Source organism: Leucobacter exalbidus (genome assembly GCF_017834145.1).
Taxonomy (GTDB): Bacteria; Actinomycetota; Actinomycetes; order Actinomycetales; family Microbacteriaceae; genus Leucobacter; species Leucobacter exalbidus.
The window spans coordinates 427,759-451,371 of record NZ_JAFIDA010000001.1 but is presented as its reverse complement, the minus strand read 5'-3'; the positions used below and the strand labels follow the sequence as shown (position 1 = coordinate 451,371).

The window sequence follows — 23,613 nt, the reverse complement described above, 5'->3', positions numbered from 1 at the left end:
GCAATGACAGCACGTGCGGACTTAGTTTTACCCATAATCGGCGACCCCGTGCCAGTAATTGGTTTGGTCGCTGCATCGTATAAACGCAGAGGCAGGATATTGATGTTCGATATGAGTTCAGACTTCGACGCCGGAGACATCATGAAGGCCGTAATGGACGCCGCTTCCGAGCAGGTCTCCCTAGCCGCGGCAGACCGGGCGATGGAGTTGGGCGTAAATGACGCCGATCAAGCAGCGGCGGCTGCGTTCGATCTTGATCTGAATGTAGACGGGATCGACATCGCTGTTGTCGAGGCACGCGCCAGGGAGATTCTGCTCGAGCGGCTAAGCTAGCTCACACTCAATTAGATCATGACTAGCAGCGAAGCCCCTCGGGTGGAGTGTGTGTTTCCCAATATTGGGAAACCTGCCACTGCAGCGTTGAAGGGGACTGCTGTCTCAACCCTGGAGCAGGTTTCAATGCTTACGCGTTTGGAGCTATTGAAGCTACACGGGGTCGGTCCGAAAGCGATACGTATTCTCGAGGCAGCATTAGCCGAGAATGAGTTTTCATTCAACGGTGAATGACGAGGAGGATCCCGCTCGCGTTCGTCGCACGATTGGGACACGGTCATTCACCCATTTCATGTGAATAATTGCGGTGTTATAGGGAGTGCAGGCGTACGATTCCTGGAATGAATATCAAGTTAGAAAACGTAGGGATTGTTTAGTCGGTGCATTGGAGAGCGCTTGTGTGACGACCCGATAGCGGGCGTGTAGGTATCCAATAGCGCCCGAGTCAATATGGAGGTCTTTGGGGGGCCACGCTCGTAGGCTCCTTCTGCCGTCCGCTGTTACCGGACGACAGAAGAAGCAACTCTGATGGTACATAAGATCAAAGCGCGCGCCGCCCGTGAGCAGCTCATATGGGAGACCGTGGCAGATATGACCGAGTCAGAAGTCCACGAACGGCTCTTCCCCGACAGAAGGAACCGCGGGAGTATCTACGAACAGCCCGGCTGGCACCAACTACATGGAGAGCTCGAAAAAGTTGGGGTCAGGTTGAGGGTCCTCCTCTGCGCAGCGTACCGAGGCTGCTGCCACACGTCAGATGCCCGCAGTGTCAGCAGAAATACTAGGAGACCGGATCGGCAGTGTCGTGCATGCCAGTACTGCTTCATCTAGTGGGGGCAGAACGCGGTCGAGAGGTGAAGGTCGTCGCCTGGCCCGGCTAGAGCACGGGCGGGCGGGGTCGACTGCTTTCGTCTCGTTACGCCCGCGCTATCGGATCGATACACAGGCGCTCTCCGAAGCCTCTGCTAAACAGGGATCGCAGTAAGTGATCTTGAGGATGCGATCGCATTCTTCGTTGATCTCGGTCTCACCGTTGTGGGCAGGGATACGATCAGTGGTGAGTGGGCTGACACTGCGGTGGGGTTTGACGGAAACCACGCCAAGATTGCTCTTCTGCAAACCCCGGGCGGTCAGGATTTCGTTGAACTGTTCGAATACATTTTTCCGATGGCGGTTGAGACTGACCCGACACTTCCCAACGCGATCGGAATGCACCGTGTTGCGTTCTCAGTGGAGTGTCTCGAGGCCGCGCTAGACGCTGCCGCAAAACATGATTGCTACCCGCTTCGTGGCATCGCAACCTACGAAGACCAATACAGACTCACTTATGTGCGGGGTCCGAGTGGGATCTTAGTCATGCTTGCCCAAAGTCTGAAGTGAAGTTCAGCACCGTCGATGCTTTCCTTGCCCCGAGTTCACGTGCTCTTCGTGATGCGTGCAACGCGTCGACTGGTTAGTGCGAATATGGGCGGGGCGCACATGGACACCATGTGGTCATTCCTTGCGTCCCGCGTAGGGTAGGCTTAGCAATGTCGAACCTCCACGTTCGGCATGACCCCGGGCTGTTTACGCAGCTCGGGGTCTTTTGTGCGTTAGCGCGCGCTGGAGTTCTTAAAGCGCATTCGGGCAATCACGGCGAGCACCGCGACAAGAACCGCACCCCAGGCGAGGCCGAAAACCGCAGATAAGCCGCTGTCTAAGAGCCAGACCACGATGCCCGTGCCAGGAATCGCGTGTGTAATGCTCGAGAGCACACCGTACGGTGCGGGGACGCCCACCTCGGCTAGGTTCGCCAGCAGAATGTGTCCGCCTACCCAAAGCATCGCTACCATTCCCACGAGGCTGAGGGCCTTGAATACCCACGGCATGGCTTTGACGAGCCAAGTGCCCACGATCTTCAAGAAGCGCGGGGGCTTGCGGCGCAGCCAGAATCCAACATCGTCCATCTTGACGAGCAGCGCGACGGTGCCGTAGACCGCGACCGTCATCATGATCGCCACAACGATGAGAATCGCGAGGCGAATGCCCCACGAATCGGTCTCGATATTGGCGAGTGAGATGAGCATGATCTCAATCGACAGCACGAGATCGGTGCGTACCGCGCTCGACACGATCTGTTTCTCAGACGTCTCGGTGCGCTCGAGCACTTCTGCCACGCTGTGATTATCGCTGTGCCGTTTGCCGATGGAGTGCCAAAGCTTTTCTGCACCCTCATAGGCGAGGTACGTGCCACCAACTAGCAGCAACCACGGAAACACCCAGGGTGCCCACGTACTCAGCAACATGATGCCGGCCACGATAAAGGCCTTGTTGATGAGGGAGCCGCGCGTGATCTTCCACACCACCGGCAGCTCACGCTTCGGGTTCAGGCCCTGTACATACTGGGGCGAAACCGCGGCGTCGTCGATGACGACCCCCGCCGCCTTCGCGGAGGCCTTCGCCGCGCCGACCGCCACGTCATCGAGCGAAGCGGCGGCAGCCTTGGCGAGCACTGCGATGTCATCAAATAATGCGAAGAAGCTTGCGCTCACGGGAGATTCCTTCGTGATGGTGCCGCAGTTTGGGGCAAACGCGGCAGAGACTTCTACTTTAATCGTGCAGCCCCGTGGAAACGTCGGGGAATCACCGGTACTTCAGATTGGCAAGCTGTAGGCGTGATAACCAGTGTGGGCGATCATCGTAGGCTCGCCCACGAATACCCCGCAGGTCCATGCGCAACGTGAGACATATCTCGAGTGCCTCCACGCTATTGGACAGGCGGCATGACCGGTTCTTGCTCTCTGGATGACGCCCATGCCAATGTGGGACCATAACCATGAAAAGCTGCGTTGGGATTGTGGCCAGCCTCCTCATAGTGGGCTCCATGAATGGTTGTGGTCAAGTAGTCGACACCGGGACCCTCATCATCGAGGCAGCTGGTCACTGCATCGCCGAAGCCACACTCACGCAAGGTTCCTCGACCGCCAGATAGATCATCGATGGCACGAATTGTGAGCTCTCCGACTGAGACTCGGGCACACAACGTAGAACGCCCCGCCAGCGATCTTGAGGATCAGCTGGTGGGGCGTTCATAGCTCGGGCGCGACATCACTGGCGCGGGATAGGTGGGCGTTTGGTCAGGATTCAAGTTCGTCTTCGAACTCAGCCCCGTCTTCTGAGAGTAGGGCTTCGAGGAAGCTTTGTAAGTACTGCATAACGATAAGGTTACGCTTGTATAACGAATTTTGCTAGAGGTGTTGCAAAATTTGACGTAACCAATCAGTGAACGATCGGTGAACCGCTACTGCAGCGGAAACCGCTCCCCCTCGGCATACCCAAAGAACACGCGCTCGGTGACCTTGCGGGCACGCCGCGAGACGGTGAGCCAGCGCTCTTCAAGCTCGGTGGTGCGGCCAGATTCCCAGCCCAGCACCCCGGTGATGCCTTCAAGGTCGTTCCAGTCAGTGGGGAGGAAGTCTCCCCCGCGACCGTTCCACAGCTTCAAAGCTGAGCGCACCGAGCTTGCGAACTCCCACGACTCCTCAAGCTGCTCGGCGTCAGTGGCGTCGATCAGGTCGAGCTTCACGGCTGAGGCCAGCGCGCCCAGCGTCGATACCGTGCGCAGGCTCTCGTGTGCGCCGCCGTGTTCGAGCTGCAGCAGCTGCACGAGCCACTCCACGTCGCTCACACCGCCCGGCCCCAGCTTGAGCTGCCGGCGCGGATCGCCGCCCCGCGGAAGCCGCTCGGCTTCGACGCGCGCCTTCATGCGGCGCACCTCGCGCACCCGGTCCTCGGGAAACTGCGGGGGGAAACGCAGTTCGTCGGCGAGCGTCATAAAGTCTTTTCCGAGGGCAGCGTCGCCGGCCACCGCGCGGGCACGCAAGAGCGCCTGCGCCTCCCATGTGACTGACCACCGTGCATAGTAGCTGCGGTATGACTCGAGGCTGCGCGCGATGGGGCCGTTCTTACCCTCGGGTCGGAGATCGAAGTCGAGGTCGACGGGAAACTTGGGGTCGGAGACGAGACTGCGCAGCTCCCCCACGATCTTCATGGCGTACCGCGACACCGCTTCGGGTGACGCCGCCGCGCCCTCGTTCTCTCCCGCGCCACCGCGATACACGGCTACGAGGTCAATGTCTGAGGCGAAGCCGAGCTCGCCGCCGCCGAACCGGCCCATGCCGATGAGGGCAAGCTCGAAACCGGCGGGGGCAGAGCCCGCACTGTCCCGGCGCACGGCCGACAGCAACGCATCGAGCAGGGCGGTGTGTGCGGCATCCAGCCCGCCTGAGACCTGGGCGTCAGAGAGCACCCCGGTGACACGCCCCATCGCGAGGCGCAGTACCTCGCGGCGGTGCACCGCGCGCAGCGAGACGGCAGCCTCGGCGGCGGTGTCGCGGCGAGATGCGAGCGAGCGCATCTCTTCGACCAGCGGGGCGAGCGCACGCGGGGCGAGGTGCTCGTCGCGTTCAAGCCACGCCACCGCGTCAGGGATTGACTCGAGCAGATCGGCGGTGAACCGTGAACTCGACAGCACCCGCATGAGGCGTTCGGCCGCGTCGGTGCCGTCGCGCAGCAGCCGCAGATACCACGGGCTGCCCAGGTTGGCCTCGCTGACCCGGCGAAACGCGAGCAGCCCATAGTCGGGGTCGGTGCCGTTTGAGAGCCATCCCAGCAACACCGGCATGAGATTGCGTCTGATGCGCGCGCGCCGGGTGGTGCCGCGGGTGAGCGCGGCGAGGTGCCGCATGGCGCCCGCCGGATCGCGAAACCCGATACTCGACAGCCGTGCGAGCGCGGCATCGCTGCCCAGCACCAGCTCTTCATCGGGCAACGCGGCCACCGCGCTGAGCAGCGGGGCATAGAAAATCTTGAGGTGCAGCTTGCGCACCTCGCGCTTGGTTTCTTCCCACAGCGCACGCAGGTCGCTGCCGGTGGCGGCGAGGCCAGAGGCACGGGCCAACACCCGCAGTTCGTCATCACCGGTGGGCATGATGGCGGTGCGCCGCAGATCTTGCAGCTGCAGTCTGTGCTCGAGCACCCGCAGCAGCCGGTAATCGGCGCCCAGCCGTTCGCCGTCTGCGCGCGCGATGTACCCGCCCTCTACGAGCGCCCGCAGTGCATCGAGGGTGCCGGCCACGTGCAGCCGATCATCGTATTGACCGTGCACGAGCTGCAGCAGTTGCGCACTGAACTCGATATCGCGCAGGCCGCCCGGGCCCAGCTTCAGCTGCACCTCAAGGTCTTCGTCGGCAATGTGCTCGGTGACGCGCTGGCGCATGCGCTGCACCGATCCCACAAAGTCGGTGCGTGAGGCCGAGGTCCACACGGCCTCACGGGTGTCGCGCGTGAAATCTGCGGCGAGCTCGAGATCGCCGGCGAGCGGGCGTGCCTTGAGCAGCGCCTGAAATTCCCACGCCTTCGCCCAGCGGCTGTAATAGGCCTGCATCGATCCGGGCGTGCGTACGAGGGGGCCCTGGCGGCCCTCAGGCCGCAGATTGGGGTCGAGCTCCCACAGCGGGGGCTCGAGCGCGGGGTCTTGAATGCCGCGCATTGTCTCGCTCGCGAGTCGCGTGCCGTACCTGATGAGGGCCTCGCCCTCGACCACTGATTCATCGGCCGAGTCGACGACGAAGATGACGTCGACGTCAGAGACGACGTTCAGTTCTTGCGCACCGCACTTGCCCATGCCGACAATACCGAGCCGCACTGCGGCGAGGCGCTCGGCCTGAATCGGCGGCCCTGATTCACCGGCGAGCAGCGTGGCGCGGGCCACCTGCAGCGAGGCATCGATGGCGGCCGCCGCGAGATCAGAGAGGCAGTGCGCCACCTCTTCAAAGACGTCGGTCGCACGGCCATCGCGGCCCGCCAGCAGATCGTACAGGCTCAGCTCAGCGAGCAGCTCGCGGTAGCGCGTGCGCAGCGCCACCCAGCCGGCTTCGGCCGTGAGGGGGGTGCCAGGAAGCGCATCGGGCGCGGCGCCGATCGCCCGCAGCAGCTCGCTGCGCGCTTCATCAAGGCCGATGACACGGCCCCCGCCCGCGAGAATCTGCTCAAGCCGCTCGGGGTGCCGAATAAAGAAATTGCCGAGCGCGGGCGAGGCACCCACGAGCAGGCAAAACCTGGCGAGGCTCGCTGAATCGAGCGCACGCGCGCGATCCTGATGCTGCTCCACCAACCGAAGAATCGGGGTGAGCGCAGCATCAGGGTCGGCAACGCCCACGAACCCGTTGAGCACCTGCATCACGGGCTTATCGAGTTGCGCGGCGAGTTCGCCGAGCAACTCACGCGACCCGCCGAGCTCCTGAAAGCCGGCGCGTGCGACATCAGCGAGACGAAGCTCGACGGGCGACACTGCCATTGTTAGATCGTGTCGAGCATCGAGCTGAGCTCGTACGGCGTGACCTGGCTACGGTACTCGGCCACCTCGCGACGCTTATCGCGAATGAGATACGCGAACACCTGCTCGCCCAGCGTTTCGGCGACGAGCTCAGAGCGCTCCATCACCGCGAGGGCGTGGTCGAGGCTCGTCGGCAGCGCGTCGAAGCCCATCGCGCGGCGTTCACCGTCGCTGAGCGCCCACACGTTGTTCTCTGCCTCGGGCGGCAGCTCGTACTCTTCCTCGATGCCCTTCAGCCCGGCGGCGAGCATCACCGAGAAGCCCAGGTAGGGGTTCACGGCACTGTCCATGCCGCGGTATTCGACGCGCGCCGCGCCGCCCTTGCCCGGCTTGTACATCGGCACGCGCACGAGGGCCGAACGGTTGTTGTGACCCCAGCTCACGAACGAGGGGGCTTCGTCGCCGCCCCACAGACGCTTGTACGAGTTAATGTACTGGTTGGTGACCGCGGTGATTTCGGGGGCGTGGCGCAGCAGGCCCGCAACGAAGCGGCGGCCGGTCTGCGACAGCTGGTATTTCGCTCCCGGATCATAGAACGCATTGGTATCACCCTCAAACAACGAGAGGTGCGTGTGCATGCCCGAGCCCGGGTGGCCCGCCAGCGGCTTGGGCATAAAGGTGGCGTGCACGCCCTGCGAGATCGCAACCTCCTTCACCACTGTGCGGAAGGTCATGATGTTGTCGGCCGTGGTGAGCGCGTCTGCGTAACGCAGATCGATCTCATTCTGGCCGGGGCCCGCCTCGTGGTGGCTGAACTCAACCGAGATGCCGAGATCCTCGAGCATCTCGACGCTTTCGCGACGGAAATCGTGGGCGGTGCCCCCGGGAACGTTATCGAAGTAGCCCGCGCGGTCAACGGGAATCGGGCCCTCGGGGCCAAACTCCTTCGACTTCAGCAGGTAGAACTCGATCTCGGGGTGCGTGTAGAACGTGAAGCCGCGATCGGCGGCCTGCGCGAGCGTGCGCTTCAGCACGTTGCGCGGGTCGGCGACCGCGGGCTCACCATTGGGGGTGCTGATGTCGCAGAACATGCGGGCCGTGGGAGCCTGCTTGCTGCGCCACGGCAGCAACTGAAACGTCGCCGGATCAGGTACCGCGAGCAAGTCAGACTCATACGCACGCGTGAGCCCCTCGATCGCTGACCCGTCAAAGCCGATGCCCTCGTTGAAAGCACCCTCAACCTCGGCCGGCGCAAGCGCCACAGACTTCAGCGTGCCCGAGACATCACTAAACCAGAGTCGCACAAATTTGACCCCGCGCTCCTCGATGGTACGAAGAACAAAATCTCGCTGCTTGCTCACGCCTACTCCGTCCTGCCATGGGTTGTTGGCTGCTGGTGGCCGCCCGCCGCGACCTTCCACCTGCCCACCTTATCGGGCGAGCATGTCGGGCATGTTTCGTTTACGGAGTGTTAGTCATTTTCTGCGTCTTCTTCGCGCCACAGCCGGGCGCGCTCGTTAATGACTTCTTGGCCGTGGGCGGCCTCTTCGGGGGTCTTGTACGGCCCGATACGGTCAACGCCAAACGACTGCGGCCCGCGCTCAACCTGATTGGTGCGGGTATTGAACCAGTAAGTCTCTTGGGGATCGTCGATACCCCAGTCTTTGCCACTCATAGCCATCGCCTCCTTTGGCGCACCTTGCGCACACTCCTAGACTAGAGCCATGCCCTTCGATGCACACGGACATTTAATTCCAGGTTCTCTTCCGCCCGTACGTGCGGTTCCACAGGAGATCATTCGCCCACCCTATGTAGGGCTCAAAACTCCCCCGCCGTACACCGGCGACAACACCTACAACGATGAAGAAGTAGCCCGCATTCGCGCCGCTGGCCGCATCGCCTCGGGCGCGCTCGATGCCGTCGGTGAAGCGGTGCGCCCCGGCGTCACCACCGCCGAGCTCGATCGCGTGGCACACGAGTACGTCGTGTCACACGGCGCCTACCCCTCGACGCTGGGGTACCGCGGCTACCGCGCCTCATCGTGCACCTCGGTCAACGAGGTCATCTGCCACGGCATCCCCGATGACACGGTGCTGCGCGAGGGCGACATCGTGAACGTCGATGTCACCGCATACCTCGACGGTATGCACGGCGACACGAACCGCACCTACCGGGTGGGGCAGGTGTCTGAAGAGGTCGACCTGTTGATCGAGCGCACCCACGAGGCCATGATGCGCGGCATCAAGGCGGCCAAGCCCGGCCGCGCCGTGAACGTGATCGGCCGCGTCATCGAAACCTACGCAAAGCGTTTCGGCTATGGCGTGGTGCGCGACTTCACCGGGCACGGTGTCGGGTCATCGTTCCACTCGGGGCTCATCATCCCCCACTACGACTCGGCCCCCACCTACGGCGACATCATCGTGCCGGGCATGGTGTTCACGGTTGAGCCGATGCTCACACTCGGCACACACCAGTGGCGCCAGTGGGCAGACGAGTGGACGGTCACCACGAGCGATAAGAGCATCACCGCCCAGTTCGAGCACACCATCGTGGTGCGCGAGAACGGTTTTGAACTGCTCACCGTCTCGGAGTAAAGACCTCTCGCTTGGCACACAAAAAGCCCCCAACTTCAGCATATTCATGCCGATGTTGGGGGCTTGGTGGAATGGGCCAGATCATACGCCGGGTTCTGTCCCCCAAGGTTTAACGCTCAGGGTGGCGGTCATCTATCTCGGATTACCGTTACCGGCACTCTCTAGCAACCTACCCGAGGACTCGGCGGGGCGCGTCATCATCCTCTGTCTGGTCTTGCTCCGAACGAGGTTTACCTGGCCGCTCGTGTTACCACGTGCGCCGGTGGTCTCTTACACCACCCTTTCAGCCTTACCGACCGCAGCAAGCTGCGGCAGGCGGTCTACTCTCTGTTGCACTTTCTCGCGGGTTACCCCGGGTGGGTGTTACCCACCATTCTCCCCTGTGGAGCCCGGACGTTCCTCGGCGCGAACACTTACGTGCCGCGACGCGGCCGCCTCACCAACCCATTCCGTGAACTGAGTATACCCGGTTCTAGTCTTCGTCGACGCGCACGAGGATCGCGCCGGTGCCCGGGCAGAACACGAGCTCGTCGATGGGAGCCTGACGAATGTCGCTGATTTCTGCGGGCGCGAGGGTCATGTTGCTGGCCTCAGAAACGTTGCCGCGCAGTCGCGCCGCGCCGATGCCGATGCGCTTACGCAGCGACTCGTAGAGGTCGTAGACGTCGCGCTGCAGCTCGGCCGACAGCCCGAGGCGTTCCTTCACGTTGATCGCCAATTCGCGATCAATCGCGGCCTCGGCCTTGTCGAGTTCGGCCTGAAACTCTGCGCGTCGCCCGTCGACGCCCGCGAGCGCCGCCTCTGCGGCAGCGAATGCCTGGTTGGCGGCATCCTGCAGCTCCATGATGGCGAACTGCTTCTCTTCAAGCTTTTCGGTGCGGGCGGCGAGCTGCTCGAGCTCGGCCGTCAGCGCCTGCGCTTCCTTCGCTGAGCTGCTCGAAGCGAGCTTCTCTTCGTCGCGCTTCACGCGCTGAGAAACGAGCACAACATCCGACTGGATGCGGTCGAACTCAGCCGAGTGCGTATCGAGGTCGCGCTGGGCAGCCATGAAGCTCTGCTTCGCGGCGGTCAACTCCCCCGACAGCCCCGCGAGTGCGGCGCGCTGCGAAAGCGTCTTTCGTTTGCGCTGCTGCTGCGCGATCGTTGTGTCGAGGTCCTGCAGGTCGAGCAGCAATCGCTGCTGGCGGGGGCTAGCCTTCATGTCTCCCATCCTACCGGCCCTTGGCGGCGGCGCTGGCAGCACCTGCGGCAGAGCCCACGGCGAAGTCCCACGGGTCGGTGCGCTTTTGGCTCACGCGCACCTCTACTCCGGGCAGCATCTCGGCGAGTATCTCGGCCGCGCCGTCGAGCCACAGTGACTCACTGGCCCAGTGCGCCACGTCGATGAGCGCGGGGCCACCGGTGGCGAGTGTCAGCTCGATTGACTCCTGCGCCGGGTGGTGCCGCAGATCGCTCGTGAGGTAGACATCTGCGCCGCGCACGGCCGGGTGGTCGAGCAGACTATCGCCCGCGCCGCCGAGCAGGGCGATGCGCTGCACGGCGCGATCCGGATCCCCGGCCACCCGCACCCCGCTCACCGTGGCGGGCAGTATCGCAGCGACCCGCTCAGCGAAGTCGGCGAGGCGCTCGGGGCGCGCAAGGTCGCCCACGCGCCCGATGCCGATCGCGGCGTCAGAGGCGTGGGGCACGATCGGCGTTGCGTGCTGGAGCCCCAGACGTTTCGCAATCACGTCAGAGACGCCAGCTGCGGGCTGATCAGCGTTCGTGTGCGCGGCATAGAGCGCGCAATCGGCGCGGATCATGCGCGCCAGCAGCGCACCCTTTGCGGTGTCTTCGGCGAGGGTGTGAATGCCGCGCAACAGCAGCGGGTGATGGGTGAGAAGCGCGCTCGCCCCCCACTCGATCGCCTCATCGACGGTCGATGCGACCGCGTCGACCGCGAGCAGCACCCGCGTGAGCGGCGCGTCGTCACGGCCCGAGACGAGCCCGACCCGATCCCATGATTCTGCGGTCTCGACGGGCCACAGCCGCTGGGCGGCCGCGCGCAGGTCGGCGAGGGTGTGTGTGGACTCCATGGGTTACCTCCGCAGCAGCTTGCGAGCGATGCGGTTGCCCAGCACCTGCACGATCTGCACGATGATGATGATGATGATGACGGCGGCCCACGTCACGATCGGGTTGAACTGACGGTAGCCGTACTGCAGGGCGAAGTTACCCAGGCCGCCGCCGCCAATCACGCCGGCCATTGCGGTCATATCGACCACGGCGATAAACGCGAAGGTATAGCCGAGCACGAGCGGCCCAAGGCCCTCGGGAATCAGCACGGTGCAGATGGTGCGCAGCGGGTGCGCCCCCATCGCGCGCGCGGCTTCAATCACACCGGGGTTCACGGTGAGCAGGTTCTGCTCGACGAGACGGGCGATGCCAAAGGTTGCGGCGAACGTCAGCACGAACAGCAGCGCGGGGTCGCCGATACCGGTGCCCACAACGACGCGCGCCAGGGGCTGCAGCGCCGCGATGAGAATCACGAACGGAATCGGGCGGAAGAAGTTCACGAGGAAGTTCAAGATCCAAAACACGGCCCGGTTGGCGAGCAGGCCGCCCTGGCGCGTCACGGTGAGCGCCACGCCCACGATCAGTCCAAAGATGCCGCCGAGGCCCATGGCGATGACGACATAGATGAGCGTCTGAATGGTGGCTTCAAGGACTTTGCCGTCTGCAAGGAGTTCGAGGAGCTTATCCATTACGCGAGCACCTCCAGTTCGGTTTCTTGTGCAAGGGCCGCGATCGCGTGCTCCACCTGCAGATCGTTACCAATGAGTTCGAGGGTGAGGCGGCCGAAGCTTCGCCCACCCACGTCTGCGATGCCGCCGTGCACGATGTTGACGCCCACGCCGCGCTCGGCGAGGGTGCGAAACACCACGGGCTGGTCGACGTCACCGTCGCGGAAGGTCATGAACACCAGCTTGCCGCGGTGCCGCTTGCGCAGCTCTTCGAGGTGCGCGGCCTCGGGCTCAGTCGGCAGCGCAGTGGCCACAAACTTCTTGGTGGTCGCAGACTTCGGGGCAGAGAAGACCTCGTACACGTCGCCCTGCTCGACGGCGCGGCCGCCGTCCATCACCGTGACGCGGTGGGCGATCGAGCGCACCACCTCCATCTCGTGCGTGATCAAAATGATCGTGATGCCGAGGTCGCGGTTCACCTGCTGCAGCAGGGCGAGCACCTCCTGCGAGGTCTCGGGGTCGAGGGCGCTCGTCGCCTCGTCGGCGAGCAACACACCGGGGTTCGTCGCGAGCGCACGGGCAATGCCCACGCGCTGCTTCTGCCCACCCGAAAGCTGATCGGTGAAGGCGGTGGCCTTGTCTGCGAGCCCCACGAACTCGAGCAGCTGAGCGACGCGCGCTTTCCGCTCGGCCGACGGCATCCCCGCGATGATCAGCGGGTACTCAACGTTTTTCGCCACGTTCTTCGAGTGGAAGAGGTTGAACTGCTGAAAGATCATGCCGATGCCGCCGCGGGCGGCGCGCACCTTCGCTTCGGGCAGCGCGGTGATATCGTCATCGCCCACGAGAATCTGGCCGCTCGTGGCCTGTTCGAGGCCGTTCACCAGGCGCAACAGGGTGCTCTTACCGGCACCCGAGTACCCGATGATCGCGTGGATCTCGCCCGATGCGACGTCGATCGAAACATCATCAACGGCGATCACGGGGGCCGCCCCTTTTCCCCGACCCGGGTAGCGTTTGCCGACCCCGATCATCTGTACGCGTGTCATCGATACATTCCCTTCGATGCTGACAACTGGTGGGAAACGCAAATCAGGGCGTTCGGAAGAAAACCGAACGCCCTGATTGGTGTGCGCTTGCTTACTCTAGAAAGCAGCTTACTTGCTTGCGCGAACCTGTTCTTCTGCATCTGCAAGCAGGGCCTGCAGGTCAGAGACGGGCGTGCTGATCATGATGGCGCTGTCACCCGAGTTCTCGAGTACGCCAGCCTGCACCTCTTCGTTCGTCTGGTAGATCTCGACGAGCTTCTGGTAGGTCTCGTTCTCGACGTCGGCGTTCTTTACCGCGAAGACGTTGGCGAACAGCTGTGCTGCCTCATCCTCGGGGTCATCCTGGTAGAGGGCGTCGGCGAAATCGAGGCCCGCGTCGGTGACGAAGTCGTTGTTCACAACGGCCGCGTCAACGTCGGCGAGTGAGGTTGCCGTGAACGATGCGTCCATCTCGGTGACCTTGACCTTGGACTTGTCGGCGACGACCTCATCGGGGGTCGAGAAGAGGGTGCCGCCGTCGCTCAGCTCAACGAGGCCGGCTGCCTGCAGCACGTTGAGTGCGCGGGCGCGGTTGCTGGGGTCGGAGGGAACAGCAACGGTGCTGCCCTGCTTGAGATCCTCAAGCTTGGTGTGCTTGGTGGAGAACACGGCGAGGGGGTAGATCGCGGTCGAACCGATGATCTTCAGGTCGTCATCGTTGGCCACGTTGTAGTCAGCGAGGTACACGATGTGCTGGAACTGGTTGAGGTCGAGCTCACCCTCGCTCAGTGCGGGGTTGGGCTGGTTGTAGTCGGTGAAGTCGACGAGCTCAACCTCGATGCCCTCTTCGGCTGCAGCGTCGGTGAACGTTGCCCAGTAGGGATCGCTCGCGCCCACGACGCCGATACGCACGGCGGCGTCTTCAGCCTTGCCGGCCTCGTCAGCGGCGGGTGCGCAACCGGCGAGTGTTGCCGCACCAGCGAGGGCGAGAGCGGTGATCGATGCGGCGATGATGCCGCGCTTCTTGCTAAACATTCTGATGCCCTCCCAGGCCGTTCAAGTGTTGTGGTGGTGCTGCTCATGACCCGCGGGCTGAGCGCATCCTTCACGAAAATCTGAAGGTGAACACCTCAAGACTGAAGCACGAGACGCGCGGCAGTGAAATCGTGATGTCACACAGCGTCACAGGCGTGGCATACTGTGGTGCGACGCTCATCGTCGCGGCGGGCAGGCCGAAATTGTTAAGACCGAAAGGAATTTTCCGTTCACATGATTCAGCGTGCTGATGCTCATCTCGAGGCGTGGAAAGCGAAGCAAGAGCTCGCAGAGCGGATGATTCCGCTGATTGGCCAGCTCTATCGCGATCGCGATGTTGTGATGTCGGTGCATGGCCGGTCACTGATTGGGCGCTCACCGATCGACATCATTCGGGCACACAGCTTTGCCCGCAAGATCGACGACGTTGAGTTGCCGCTTGAGGATACCTCGGCGATCGTCGAGGCCCTGTCGAAGATTCAGCCCGGCCCGGTATCGATCGATCTCGCGCTGTTGGCCGCGGGCTTCCGCGCCGCAGGCGCCACAGATCTCGATGCATACCTGCGCGAGACGCTCGCCCCCGCCATCAACGCCGGGCCGAGCACGGGCACCGATGTGGTGCTCTACGGTTTTGGTCGCATTGGCCGGCTGCTCGCCCGCATCATCATCGATCACGCCGGCAGCGCCAACGGCCTGAACTTGCGCGCCATTGTGGTGCGCAAGGGCGGCGAGAACGATCTCATGAAGCGCGCCAACCTGCTGCGCCGTGACTCGGTGCACGGCCCCTTCAACGGCACCATTCGCGTGCTCGAAGACGAAAACGCGATCCTCGCCAACGGCGTGCGCATTCAGGTGATCTACTCGAACGACCCCGCGGCCGTCGATTACACCCAGTACGGCATCAAGGACGCCATCCTGGTTGATAACACGGGCCGCTGGCGTGACGCCGAGGGCCTCGGTCAGCACCTGAAGAACGAGGGCATCGCCCGCGTGCTGCTCACCGCCCCCGGCAAGGGCGACATGCTCAACGTGGTGTACGGCGTGAACAGCGACAAGATCGACGACTCGCACACCATCTTGAGCGCCGCATCGTGCACCACGAACGCGATCACTCCCGTACTGAAGGTGCTCAACGATCGCTACGGCGTCAAGCGCGGCCACGTTGAGACTGTGCACTCGTACACGAACGATCAGAACCTGATCGACAACTTCCACAACGGTGACCGTCGTGGCCGCTCGGCAGCCCTCAACATGGTGCTCACCGAGACGGGAGCGGCGAAGGCCGTGTCGAAGGCGCTGCCCGAGTTCGAGGGCAAGCTCACCGGCAACGCGATTCGCGTTCCCACCCCCGATGTCTCGATGGCGGTGCTCAACCTGCAGCTCGAGCGCGAGACCACCCGCGAAGACATCAACGAGTTCCTTGAGCAGGTGTCGCTGACTGGCGCGCTGCGCACCCAGATCGACTTCGTCGAATCGCCCGAGATTGTCTCGAGTGACTTTGTCGGGTCAAACCGCGCGGGCATCGTTGACGGCCTCGCAACGATCGTCACCGGTGACAGCGCCGTGGTCTACGTCTGGTACGACAACGAGTACGGCTACAGCTGCCAGGTGGTGCGCGTGATCGAGAAGCTCGCGGGCAACCACCCGGCGCACTTGCCGGCCCTCGACGCCTAACGATTCACCGCTTTCGGTCAATCTCTTACCTATCGCGCGCGCCCTTTCTGGGCGCGCGCGATAGTCTGTATGTAGGACGTCATATTAGGCGTTTGCACCCGCGAGAAGGGACCGATCATGGCCGAGAAGTATCTCATTGGAGTCGACGGATCGGAGCACAGTCGCGTTGCGTTGGCCTGGGGCCTCGCACGCGCTGCAGAGCGCAACGCTGACGTTGAGCTGCTCCATGTTGCCGACGATTCGTTCCTGTCTGAGAGCGTCGCATTTCTGTCTGAAGCGCAGCAGGCTTCGCAGCAGATGCTCGACTCTGAGACGGCATATGCAAAGACACTGGGCTTCACCGGCAATATCACAGGCACCGCAGTGGTGGGTCACCCCATCGCCGAGCTCGAAGCCGCTTCAAAGCGCGTCGACCTGCTCATCTTGGGCGCGCACAGTGGCAGCCGCTTCGCCGGCTCGTTCTTCGGCACGCGTGCGGTGAAGGCCGCCGCGACGGCGCACTGCCCGGTCGCGGTGATTCCCAAGCACGAGGTCTCCCCCGGCGCCGGTATCGCGGTGGGCATCGATGGCTCTGAAGCCTCGAAGGTCGCCATCGCGTACGCCGCCGAGGCGGCGTCGATGCGCGGTGTGCCGTTGATCGCAGTCTACGCGTGGATGGCGCCCCTCACCCCGGGTCTCGAGTACCTGTGGAGCGAGGAGCTCGTTGAAGCTCAGCGCTCGGCGGCCGAAGAAGCCATCGCTATTGGTGTCGCGGGGCTCGCCGAGCGCTACCCCGATCTCACGATCGAGCGTCGCATCGTGCAGTCGCCGCCCGTGGCCGCGCTGGTGCAAGTGGGCGAAGAGGTCGAGACCCTCGTCGTGGGCAGCCGCGGGCGCGGCGGTATTTCGCGCCTGCTGCTCGGCTCGGTCAGCCATGGCGTACTGCAGGCCCTGCCCTGCCCCGTCATCGTGACCCGCGCCACAGCATGACCGACGCACGTATCGAACGACTCATCACGGTAGGGAACGTTGGGGCAGGCTCCCCGGGGTTCCCTCCCGAGGGCCTCACCCTCGACAACAATGTCTGGCTCGTCGGTAACGACGACCAGGTGATTGTCGTCGATGCAGGTCACGACGCGGCCGCCATCGAAAAGGCGGTCGCCGAGCGTGAGGTGCTGGGTATTTTGCTCACGCACGGCCACGAGGACCACATCAACGCGGCCCGCACCGCGGCCGCGGCGCTCGACACTCACATTTATCTACACCCGGCAGATCTCTTTTTGTGGGAGCTCACCCACGGTGATGCGATGCCCGATTTCGAGCTCGCAGACCGCGCCGTCTTTGGCGTCGCGGGCACCGAGGTCGTAACGCTGCACACCCCGGGTCACACCCCGGGTTCGGTGTGTTTCGCGCTGCCTGGTCTCGGCACGGTGCTCACGGGCGATACCCTGTTCCAGGGAGGCCCCGGTGCCACGAGGTGGGATTACTCGAGCTTCCCCGACATTCTTTCGTCGATTGACGGGCAGCTGTTCACCCTTCCCGAGAGCACACGCGTGCTGCCGGGGCACGGTGATGAGACCTCAATCGCACGCGAATTTCCTGAAATGGAGGCCTGGCGCTCACGCGGCTGGTAACTCCCCCGTTTGAAAGGCCAGCATGGCTCCGCTCACCCCTGTACGCCGCGCGATTGCGCTGTTTACTCTCGCCCTCGGCGGATTTGGAATCGGGGTGACGGAGTTCGCGAGCATGGGCCTGCTGCCCGATATTGCCCGCGAACTGCTGCCGGGCTATGACGCAGACCCGCAGGCCGTGATTGCGCGCGCCGGTGTGCTCATCACCGCTTACGCCCTCGGCGTGGTGGTGGGTGCACCGGTGTTTGCGGTGCTCGCCGCGCGCATGCCGCAGGCGTGGCTGACGTTCATTCTGCTGGGCCTATTTGTGCTGGGCTCGGTCGCATCGGCGTTCATGCCCACCTTCGGCACGCTCGCCATCTTTAGATTTATTGCCGCGCTGCCGCACGGCGCCTACTTCGGTGTCGCCTCGCTGATCGCCGCCCGCATCATGGGCCCGGGCATGCAGGGCCGCGGGGTGGCGCTCGCGCTGTCGGGCCTCACCATCGCCAACGTGATTGGTGTGCCGCTCGCCACCTGGCTGGGCCAGACCTCGGGCTGGCGCTCGGCATACGTGCTGGTGGCCGCGATCTTCGCGGTGACGCTGATGCTCGCGCTGTTCTTCTTGCCGCGCTACCCCGGCGACCACACCCGCAGCCCCATGAAGGAGCTCTCGGCGCTCGCGAACATGCGCGTCTGGATCATGGTGGCTGTCGGCGCCGTGGGTTTTGGCGGCTTCTTCGCGGTGTACTCGTACATCGCCGAGGTCACGACCCGCGAAACCGGCCTCGGAGAGCACACGGTCCCCTGGGTGCTCGCGTGCCTCGGCGTCGGCATGACCGTGGGTAACTTCCTCGGTGGCTGGGCCAGCGACAAGGATCTCACCCGCACGATCATGGTGGGCTTTACCGCGTTCATCATTTCGCTCGCGGTCTACTCACTCGTCGCGCAGACGCCCGTGGGCCTCATCATTTCGGTGTTCTTTATCGGCCTAACGTCGTCGACGCTGATCCCCACGATTCAGACCCGCCTCATTCGCATCTCGCACGAGTCGGCGCTGCTCGGCGCGGCCATCAACCACGCCGCCTTCAACGTCGGCAACAGCCTCGGTGCGTGGCTGGGCGGTGCCGTGATTGCGGCCGGCCTCGGCTACCGCGCCCCCGGCTGGGTGGGCGTGATTCTCGCGATCCTCGGCCTGCTGCTCGCGATCACGAGCATCGCGGTCGAGCGCCGAGACAAAGCCCGCAGCCTCAACACGGTCGGCCTCCCCGTTATGGGCGAGGAGTAACGAGGCAAAGCTGCGCAAGCTGCTTGGGGGCGTACGCCCCGGGATCCGGATCAACGAGGCCAGCGCCCCGATGATCCGGATCTTTCTCGTTAGACGAGCGGTGAGTGGCCCGCCAGCACGCGATCGACCGCGGGCACCGGGCCCGGAGCCGAGCCGTCGCCGAACGGCGAACCGCCAAGGCGTTCGCGGCCGTGGGGCTCGAGCCAGCCCGCGAGATCGGGGCCCGCGGGCACGATACCCGTCGGGTTGATGTCGAGGTGCGTGCCGTAATAGTGTTGCTTGATCTGCACGAAATCGACGGTGTCGCCGAAGCCGGGCGTTTGGAACAGCTCGCGCGCGTACGCCCACAGGTGGGGCATCTCGGTGAGCTTGTTGCGGTTCGTCTTGAAGTGGCCGTGGTAGACCGGATCGAAGCGCACCAGGGTCGTGAACAGCCGCACATCGGCCTCGGTGATCACCGGGCCGAGCAAGAAGCGGTGTGTCGCGAGACGCTCCTCGAGCCAGTCCATCGCCTCCCACAAACGCGCGTACGCGGCATCGTAGGCGTCTTGGCTGCCGGCAAAGCCGCAGCGGTAGACGCCGTTATTCAGCTCGGTGAACACGCGGGTGATGATCGGCCACATCTCATCGAGGTGCTCTTTGGGCAGCAGATCGGGGGCACCCTCGCGGTGAAACTCGCGCCACTCGGTCGACAGATCAAGCGTGATCTGCGGGTAGTTGTTCGTGACGACGCCACCCGTTTTGATGTCGACGATCGCCGGCACCGTGATGCCGCGGGGGTAATCGGGGAACCGCTTGAAGTAGTTCTGCTGCAGGCGCTCGGTGCCCAGCACCGGGTCAACGCCGCCGGGATCAACGTCAAACGTCCACGAGCGCGCGTCGTGAATGGGGCCGGGGCGGCCGAGTGAAATCGCCTCTTCGAGGCCGAGCAGGCGGCGCACGATGACGGTGCGGTTCGCCCACGGGCACGCCGGTGCCGCCACAAGGCGGTAGCGCCCCGATTCGACGGGCCAGGCCTGAGCGCCTGCGCTGAGCCCGAAGCCCAGGGTGCCGATCTTCGACTCGGGCGGGGCGGGCAGGGCGCGCACCGCTACCGGGTCTTGCACAATGCGGTCTTCGATGTAGTTCGTGTCGCGCTCAAACGACTCGCCTGCGTTTACATAGCTGGCAGCAAATTCAGTCATGTCGTGCTCCTCTGTGGTGAGTGGATACGGCTGTGAGTGTGTACGGCGTTGTGGGTTGCCCGATGTCCGTCGTACGTCGACGCGGAGTTAGGCGGGCAGCGTGTGGAACTTGCGATCCACGTAGACGAGCGGCGCTGCGGGCTCTTGGAAGACCGCATCAATCACTTCGGCGACTACGACGACTGAAGAGCCGACGGCGAGTGAGTGCAGCGTGCGGCAGCGCAATGCGGCACGGGTGCCCGGCAGGTAGGGCTCGCCCGTGGGCAGCGTCTCCCACCCCTGCTCCTCGGTGAAGCGCTCAGCACCCGAGACGGCAAACGACTGCGCAATCTCAGCGTGCCGCGAATCAAGCAGGTGCACGAGGTAGGTTTCAGCGTTCAAGATGCCGCCGGCGCTGCCGGTGGCGCGGGTGACCGAGAACGAGATCGCGGGCGGATCGATACCCACCGACGCCACGCTCGACGCCGTGAGCCCCACGGGCCCCGCCGCCGTGTGCGCGGTAATCAGCGATACCCCCGCCGGGTGCTCACGGAACGAACGCTTCAGCGCTTCAGCGCCGATGACCGTCTCGCGCGATTCTGAATCCTCTGCAACCACTCGCGTCATGCGGGCACCCCTAATATCTCAAGTTGATGGTTGGGTCGCGGGTGCGACCCCCACTGGAGGCTAACGTGCAGCCTCACGTTTCATTCCTGGGCGGCCGCACGGTCTGTCACGTCGAGCTCAGCGAGTGCGGCCAGCTGGGCTGCGGTGGCGCCGGCGGCTCGGGCAGCGGCGCTGAGCTGACCGGTGGCGCGGGCGATCTTCGCGAAGCTAAGCGAGTGGGTTGCGCCCGCGGCCAGCAACACCGGCTCCACGACGTCGAGCAGCGCGGCGTCGGCGCCGGGCATCAGCTCGGCTTCCCACTCGCGCCAGGCGCGGCGCACACCCTGAACATGGTCGATCGCCAGCACCTGATCGTCTGCGAGCTCGATGACCTCGGGGGCGGCTGCGGTATCGGCGGCCGAGCCCGTTGCAGCAGCAATCTCGCGCAGCATGGTGATGACGCGGGTAGTGCGAATCTCGGCGGCGGGGGCCACCAGGGCGGCGTTCTCCCCGATGCGCGCGCCTAGCTCAGCGATCACGCCCGCGGGCATCGTGGTGCTCGGCTCCCAGCCCAGCTCACGTACCCCCTCGGGGGTGCGTTCCTTGAGGTGCCAGCCGGCATCTTTACCGCCAGCCCGCGACCGCAGCGCGAGGCCGCGGGTAGCGAGATCATGGCCCGGGGTATCGAAGTACGTCGCGACCAGCTCGTGGGTTTGGGGCGCTGACGCGGTGAAACCTGCGGCCGCAAAAGCTGCGGTGGCGGGAAGCGGGGTGTCGCCTGACACCTCGTACTTTCGCTCGAGTTCCATTGATTCTTGAGCTGATTCATGAGTCACCCCTCCAGTGTATGGCCGCGCGCCCGGATCTAACTGGAGTGCTGCACCTCTAGCCCAGGCGACCATGTTGGGTTCCCAACGGCTGCGCATATTCTTAGTGCGGAATAGTTCAAGCTCAACACTGGCCATGCGAGTTCGTAACATGCCGCAGCCACAAGCATGACTGCGCAATAACGCAGTGTGCACATCTGACAATTTGTGATGCTTCACTCGGCACAAAGAAAGGCCGTCCCTTGCAGATTTCCTACCCAGAAGCCGTTGAGATTCTCCGAGAGTACCTCGCTGATCGAGGACAAACACTGCAGCTCCGGGGGCACGCCTTGGAAGACGAGGAGCACTATCTGGTGCCGCACTTTGCCGGAGTGGTCATGGGAGATATTGAGATCAGCCCTGTTGGCAATTCAACATATTTTGTCGACAAAGTGAGCGGTGAAGTTACCAGCCATCTTTATCATTACGAAATGGCTAAGTTCGATGCGATGACAAAGGTCAAGACAAAACTCAAATAGAACAGGCCTGGATCGCAACTCGGACACTGCTATCCGGCTGGGTGACTGGTACATAGAGGCTGATCGTGGGACGCCCACTAGATACACTGACCTGGTGGAGAACCGTAACATCGACCGGCAGGCGCTTCTGGAGCGCGCGAGCGAAACGTGCCGCAGCACCGTGCAGGCGCTGCAGCTTGCCAAAGTGCCGACAGAAGCCCTTGCCGAGTACGTGGCCCCCAGGCGGCGGTTGCTGATAATGCGCGCCGCCACAATGCGCCCGCTGGGCGACGCATGGCGCCTCGGCACACTGCTGCTCACCACTGACGGTGCGCTCTATGCGCTGTCCGGATCAACGCGGGCCGCCGAGCGCGGGCGCCCCGGCTACCAGTCGGAGTCGCGTGAGGAGCGGCGCGAACTCGCCGCCGCGGCCCTCAACGGCGGGTACCCCGTGGGCACGCCCGTGAACTTTGATGCGGTGCGCATCGAGCTCGATGACACGCTGGGCGATGATCCGGAGCTGCCCGTGGGAATTTCAGGGGGCGAGCTGCGTGTCAGATGGCGCGCCGGGGCACCCCTCGACGGTGCGCAGACGCTGCAGGCGTATGTGCGGGAGCGGTCGGAGCTGCTGATTCACCCGCCGCTCGGCGCGAATTAGCCGCGGTAACCTTGCTGGCGCCGTGCTGACCCCGCGCTGACGACGCGGCCTGCCGCGTCACACAGCGTCACACGGGATCGCGTGGGAATAGGGCGGCCCGGTGCGCGGTTTGGGCTGATATGACGCTCTCGACCGCCCAGTCTCGTTCGCTCGCCACGACGTTGCTCGATGACGCAGACCCCTCGCCGTTGTTCACGCCGTTCACGCTCGGTGATGCCGCGCTGTCGAACCGCTTCGTGATGGCGCCCATGACCCGCGGGTTCTCGCCGGGCGGTGTGCCCGGGCCCGAAGTCGCCGAGTATTACCGTCGCCGCGCCGCGCACATGGGCCTCATCGTGACCGAGGGCACCTATATCGACCATCCATCGGCCGGGGGCAGCACCAGCGTGCCACGCTTCTACGACGCAGATGCCCTCGCGGGCTGGAAACACGTAGTTGACGCGGTGCACGAGGTGGGAGGCCGCATCTTTCCGCAGCTGTGGCACATCGGGGTCACGCGGCACGAGTGGTCGGGCCCGCACCCCGAATCCCCCACCATCGGTCCGTCGGGGCTTGGCTCTGACGGCGCACCCTTTGGCCGGGCCGCCTCGCTCGCCGATATCGACGCGATCATCGCGTCGTTCGCGCGCGCAGCCCTCACCGCGAAAGAAATCGGCTTCGATGGCGTCGAACTGCACGGTGCACACGGCTACCTGCTCGATGCATTCTTGTGGTCGCGCACCAACCAGCGCACCGACCGCTACGGCGGCAGCATTGCCGCACGTACCCGCCTCAGCGAAGAAGTCGTCGCAGCCGTGCGCGATGCCGTGGGCCCCGATTTTCCCGTCGTGTTTCGGTATTCACAGTGGAAGGGCGCTGACTTTGATGCGCAGATCGCCAGTACCGCGCAGGAGCTCGACACGGTGCTCGCTCCGCTGGCAGCTGCTGGAGTGAGCGCGTTTCACGTCTCGACCCGCCGGTACTGGCTGCCGGCGTTTGCGGGAGACGACCGCACCCTCGCGGGCTGGACGAAATCGCTGACGGGATTACCGACAATTGCGCTGGGCTCAGTGGGCGTCGGTTCACCCTTCCTTGGCGCCGATGCTGAGCTGCCCTCGTTGTCGCTGGCCCGACTCATTGAGCTGTTTGAGCGGGGCGAATTCGACCTCGTGGGGCTCGGGCGCGCAGTGCTTTCTGAGCCCACCTGGACAGCGAAACTGCGCGACCGGCGCCTGGATGAGATTCGCCTCTACGAGAAGAGCCACGAAGAAGAACTGTTCTAACGCGCGGGGTCTGCCGCTCC

Annotated in this window: 22 protein-coding genes and 1 other RNA gene; 10 read left to right on the top strand and 13 right to left on the bottom strand. The window is 64.0% G+C overall.

From position 1 onward, the window contains the following. Positions 1 to 102: 102 nt before the first annotated feature. Positions 103 to 333: a hypothetical protein gene (locus JOF28_RS02070; protein ID WP_209704251.1), complete on the top strand. Its 231-nt coding sequence runs from the start codon at positions 103 to 105 to the stop codon at positions 331 to 333. Between the two features lie 975 nt (positions 334 to 1,308). Beyond that, positions 1,309 to 1,713: a VOC family protein gene (locus JOF28_RS02065; RefSeq protein WP_209706692.1), complete on the top strand. Its 405-nt coding sequence runs from the start codon at positions 1,309 to 1,311 to the stop codon at positions 1,711 to 1,713. A gap of 212 nt (positions 1,714 to 1,925) precedes the next feature. Here JOF28_RS02065 and JOF28_RS02060 read toward each other — a convergent pair whose 3' ends face one another. The 4 genes from JOF28_RS02060 to JOF28_RS02045 all read right to left on the bottom strand — a co-directional run bounded on the left by JOF28_RS02060 (position 1,926) and on the right by JOF28_RS02045 (position 8,324). Next, entirely contained in the window at positions 1,926 to 2,864 is a 939-nt protein-coding gene (locus JOF28_RS02060; protein ID WP_209704250.1) for a DUF808 domain-containing protein, read from the bottom strand. 749 nt (positions 2,865 to 3,613) lie between these two features. Further along, positions 3,614 to 6,670 (bottom strand): bifunctional [glutamine synthetase] adenylyltransferase/[glutamine synthetase]-adenylyl-L-tyrosine phosphorylase, encoded by a 3,057-nt coding sequence (locus JOF28_RS02055; protein ID WP_209704249.1) that lies wholly within the window; start codon positions 6,668 to 6,670, stop codon positions 3,614 to 3,616. Between the two features lie 2 nt (positions 6,671 to 6,672). Next, positions 6,673 to 8,010, bottom strand: a complete 1,338-nt coding sequence (gene glnA, locus JOF28_RS02050) for a type I glutamate--ammonia ligase (protein ID WP_209704248.1) — start codon at positions 8,008 to 8,010, stop codon at positions 6,673 to 6,675. 110 nt (positions 8,011 to 8,120) lie between these two features. Beyond that, the gene (locus JOF28_RS02045; protein WP_209704247.1) at positions 8,121 to 8,324 is read right to left on the bottom strand and encodes a methionine aminopeptidase; all 204 of its coding nucleotides are present in this window, start codon (positions 8,322 to 8,324) and stop codon (positions 8,121 to 8,123) included. Between the two features lie 49 nt (positions 8,325 to 8,373). Between JOF28_RS02045 and map the strand changes: the two genes are divergently transcribed. Beyond that, positions 8,374 to 9,243, top strand: a complete 870-nt coding sequence (map, locus tag JOF28_RS02040) for a type I methionyl aminopeptidase (protein WP_209704246.1) — start codon at positions 8,374 to 8,376, stop codon at positions 9,241 to 9,243. 68 nt (positions 9,244 to 9,311) lie between these two features. Here the strand turns inward: map and rnpB are convergent. The 6 genes from rnpB to JOF28_RS02010 all read right to left on the bottom strand — a co-directional run bounded on the left by rnpB (position 9,312) and on the right by JOF28_RS02010 (position 14,029). Continuing rightward, positions 9,312 to 9,690: RNase P RNA component class A (rnpB, locus tag JOF28_RS02035), an RNA gene on the bottom strand. A gap of 25 nt (positions 9,691 to 9,715) precedes the next feature. Next, on the bottom strand, positions 9,716 to 10,444 hold the full coding sequence (locus JOF28_RS02030; protein ID WP_209704245.1) for a zinc ribbon domain-containing protein: 729 nt from the start codon (positions 10,442 to 10,444) through the stop codon (positions 9,716 to 9,718). A gap of 10 nt (positions 10,445 to 10,454) precedes the next feature. After that, positions 10,455 to 11,318 (bottom strand): Nif3-like dinuclear metal center hexameric protein, encoded by an 864-nt coding sequence (locus tag JOF28_RS02025; RefSeq protein ID WP_209704244.1) that lies wholly within the window; start codon positions 11,316 to 11,318, stop codon positions 10,455 to 10,457. A gap of 3 nt (positions 11,319 to 11,321) precedes the next feature. Then, complete coding sequence (locus tag JOF28_RS02020) at positions 11,322 to 11,987, bottom strand: methionine ABC transporter permease (protein ID WP_209704243.1); 666 nt, start codon at positions 11,985 to 11,987, stop codon at positions 11,322 to 11,324. Beyond that, positions 11,987 to 13,015 carry a methionine ABC transporter ATP-binding protein gene (locus JOF28_RS02015; protein ID WP_209704242.1) on the bottom strand — a complete coding sequence of 343 codons (1,029 nt, stop codon included), beginning with the start codon at positions 13,013 to 13,015 and terminating at the stop codon, positions 11,987 to 11,989. The genes JOF28_RS02020 and JOF28_RS02015 overlap by 1 nt, the downstream gene beginning before the upstream one ends. 108 nt (positions 13,016 to 13,123) lie before the next feature. Next, complete coding sequence (locus tag JOF28_RS02010) at positions 13,124 to 14,029, bottom strand: MetQ/NlpA family ABC transporter substrate-binding protein (RefSeq protein WP_209704241.1); 906 nt, start codon at positions 14,027 to 14,029, stop codon at positions 13,124 to 13,126. A gap of 234 nt (positions 14,030 to 14,263) precedes the next feature. On the opposite strand from JOF28_RS02010, the gene JOF28_RS02005 reads away from it, so the two are divergent. The 4 genes from JOF28_RS02005 (at position 14,264) to JOF28_RS01990 (ending at position 18,580) form a co-directional block, all read left to right on the top strand. Next, positions 14,264 to 15,703, top strand: coding sequence for a glyceraldehyde-3-phosphate dehydrogenase (locus JOF28_RS02005; protein WP_209704240.1), 1,440 nt, complete (start codon positions 14,264 to 14,266; stop codon positions 15,701 to 15,703). A gap of 117 nt (positions 15,704 to 15,820) precedes the next feature. Then, positions 15,821 to 16,672: a universal stress protein gene (locus JOF28_RS02000; RefSeq protein WP_209704239.1), complete on the top strand. Its 852-nt coding sequence runs from the start codon at positions 15,821 to 15,823 to the stop codon at positions 16,670 to 16,672. Beyond that, a complete protein-coding gene (locus JOF28_RS01995; RefSeq protein WP_209704238.1) occupies positions 16,669 to 17,316 on the top strand; it encodes an MBL fold metallo-hydrolase in 648 nt (215 codons plus the stop codon). The genes JOF28_RS02000 and JOF28_RS01995 overlap by 4 nt, the downstream gene beginning before the upstream one ends. A gap of 22 nt (positions 17,317 to 17,338) precedes the next feature. Beyond that, positions 17,339 to 18,580, top strand: a complete 1,242-nt coding sequence (locus JOF28_RS01990; RefSeq protein WP_209704237.1) for an MFS transporter — start codon at positions 17,339 to 17,341, stop codon at positions 18,578 to 18,580. 89 nt (positions 18,581 to 18,669) lie between these two features. On the opposite strand, the gene JOF28_RS01985 is transcribed toward JOF28_RS01990, so the two are convergent. The 3 genes from JOF28_RS01985 to JOF28_RS01975 form a co-directional block, all read right to left on the bottom strand. Further along, positions 18,670 to 19,764 carry a glutathione S-transferase family protein gene (locus JOF28_RS01985; protein ID WP_209704236.1) on the bottom strand — a complete coding sequence of 365 codons (1,095 nt, stop codon included), beginning with the start codon at positions 19,762 to 19,764 and terminating at the stop codon, positions 18,670 to 18,672. Positions 19,765 to 19,851: 87 nt separating this feature from the next. Then, positions 19,852 to 20,370 (bottom strand): flavin reductase family protein, encoded by a 519-nt coding sequence (locus tag JOF28_RS01980; RefSeq protein ID WP_209704235.1) that lies wholly within the window; start codon positions 20,368 to 20,370, stop codon positions 19,852 to 19,854. A gap of 80 nt (positions 20,371 to 20,450) precedes the next feature. After that, positions 20,451 to 21,185, bottom strand: a complete 735-nt coding sequence (locus JOF28_RS01975; RefSeq protein WP_209704234.1) for a CYTH domain-containing protein — start codon at positions 21,183 to 21,185, stop codon at positions 20,451 to 20,453. A 233-nt stretch (positions 21,186 to 21,418) separates the two neighbouring features. On the opposite strand from JOF28_RS01975, the gene JOF28_RS01970 reads away from it, so the two are divergent. The 3 genes from JOF28_RS01970 (at position 21,419) to JOF28_RS01960 (ending at position 23,593) form a co-directional block, all read left to right on the top strand. Next, the gene (locus tag JOF28_RS01970; protein ID WP_209704233.1) at positions 21,419 to 21,694 is read left to right on the top strand and encodes a hypothetical protein; all 276 of its coding nucleotides are present in this window, start codon (positions 21,419 to 21,421) and stop codon (positions 21,692 to 21,694) included. 94 nt (positions 21,695 to 21,788) lie between these two features. Beyond that, positions 21,789 to 22,331: a hypothetical protein gene (locus JOF28_RS01965; RefSeq protein ID WP_342452050.1), complete on the top strand. Its 543-nt coding sequence runs from the start codon at positions 21,789 to 21,791 to the stop codon at positions 22,329 to 22,331. 119 nt (positions 22,332 to 22,450) lie between these two features. Next, the gene (locus JOF28_RS01960) at positions 22,451 to 23,593 is read left to right on the top strand and encodes an NADH:flavin oxidoreductase (protein WP_209704232.1); all 1,143 of its coding nucleotides are present in this window, start codon (positions 22,451 to 22,453) and stop codon (positions 23,591 to 23,593) included. Positions 23,594 to 23,613 lie beyond the last annotated feature (20 nt).